At 56.9% G+C, this 1,784-nt stretch carries 3 protein-coding genes; 1 reads left to right on the top strand and 2 read right to left on the bottom strand.

The window, feature by feature from the left end; translation table 11 throughout:
• Nucleotides 1–684, top strand: a 684-nt coding sequence (locus tag AC1D0Z_RS20850; protein ID WP_477660071.1) for a 4-hydroxybenzoate 3-monooxygenase, incomplete at its 5' end; no start/stop codon positions are given.
• 38 nt (nucleotides 685–722) lie between these two features.
• Here the strand turns inward: AC1D0Z_RS20850 and AC1D0Z_RS20845 are convergent.
• Nucleotides 723–1,049, bottom strand: coding sequence for a TfoX/Sxy family protein (locus AC1D0Z_RS20845; RefSeq protein WP_477660070.1), 327 nt, complete (start codon nucleotides 1,047–1,049; stop codon nucleotides 723–725).
• Between the two features lie 108 nt (nucleotides 1,050–1,157).
• Nucleotides 1,158–1,784 (bottom strand): hypothetical protein (locus AC1D0Z_RS20840; protein ID WP_477660069.1); only part of this gene is annotated, 627 nt, incomplete at its 5' end.

The raw sequence follows: 1,784 nt of genomic DNA, 5'->3' as shown, positions 1-1,784 counted from the left end.
GGCGTGAGCCGCGCCAGCGTGCCGGCCAGTGCGCTTCAGACCTTTGAGCGCATCTACCCTTTCGGCTGGCTGGGTGTGCTGTCTGAGACGCCGCCCGTTTCCCACGAACTCGTCTACAGCAACCATGCCCGCGGATTTGCCCTTTGCAGCATGCGCAGCCACACCCGCAGCCGCTATTACGTGCAATGTTCTCTGGACGACAAGGTCGAGAACTGGAGCGACGACGCCTTCTGGGACGAGCTGCGCCGCCGCCTCGCCCCCGAGATGGCTGAAAGCCTGGTCACCGGCCCCTCGATTGAGAAAAGCATTGCACCGTTGCGCAGTTTTGTGGCCGAGCCCATGCGCTTCGGCCGGCTCTTCCTCGCAGGCGACGCGGCCCACATCGTGCCGCCCACGGGCGCCAAGGGTCTGAACCTGGCGGCCAGCGACGTCCGGTACCTGGCTCGCGCACTGGCAGAGTTTTATGGCGGCAGCGAAGCCGGCATCAACGGCTATTCAGACACCTGCCTTCGCCGCGTCTGGAAGGCTGTGCGTTTCTCCTGGTGGTTCACCTCGCTTATGCACAAGTTTCCCGATGCGGGCGGCTTCGGGCAAAAGCTCCAGGAGGCCGAGCTGGACTATTTGATCCACTCGCAGGCCGCTTCAACGGCGCTGGCCGAAAACTACGTGGGCCTGCCGCTTTAATCCAGAATTAAGCCTGCACTTTTTCGGTGTGGCGTAAATCAGCCACCCGCAGCACTGATCGCCTGCCGGGCCCACTCCAGCAACTGTGCCGGGTCATCGAGCAGCTCCGCAGGCGCGGCGTAGTACTTGCGCACCTGCACCACACCGTTCTTCGTGGAGTAGCTGAAGGGCTTGGAGCCGTGCTTCTCATATGCCGGCCGCGACACGTCGTCCACCCGGAAGTACAGGGTATTGCCCATGACCATGGCGAACTGGTTTCCACCGTGCTTCATCGCATGGCCGCCAAAAAACTTTCCATCGCGGATATCTCCCAGCGGCACCAGCAGTTCACGCACATAGCGGACAAATTCGGCGCCGGCGCTCATGCTGCCCGCTCCGCAGGAATTTGTAAACACACGGTGAATGTCCTTTCAACAATGGCGGACGCGTTGACATAGGCAGGCCGCAAGGTTTGCGGGTCAGGCTGATTCGCACTAAGAAACAAATCTTATAGCTCTATTGATCAAGTCCCTTCTGCGGCGTAGCTCGAGGGGATCAGTCGAATGATCCAGAAATTCATTTGCGTCCGCTAAAGATTGAAATCTAGTAGCGTTGCGCAGGTGAAACCTAATCAGACCACGAAAATACATTTGAAGTTGAAAACAATGCGTCTTTGCCTTGTCGCTCTGATCTCCTGCATGAACTGATTTATTGCGATATTCCCGGAGATGCTCAAGTATTTGCCGATGGTACTCATGGTCCTTGTAGAGAAATGCAACTCTCTTGACCACCTTATCGTAGTCTGCCCTGTCGGGCGAAGTCAGTGATTCGACCGCACTCCATAAGCGCAAGAAAGCAGCATTCTGGTCACGATCATCAAACGCTCGAACATACCGAAGCAAAGCATCTGTCAACGTGCTGGAATAGATGGATTTGGTGATTCGCTGAAGAATGTATTTGGCATTAAGCCAGAAAATATCCGGCTTGCTCGACGCAAAAGGACTCTTCGCCGCGAAGTTGGGTTCAAACCATATCTCCTCGGCGGCTAGCGAGCCATCAACATTGTGGATGGTGTGAGTACTGCCAAGACGGACAACATTGATCGGCGCCCACTCCTGCCC

The organism is Polaromonas sp. P1_E3, assembly GCF_056405935.1.
This window is presented reverse-complemented; position numbering and strand designations above follow the sequence as displayed.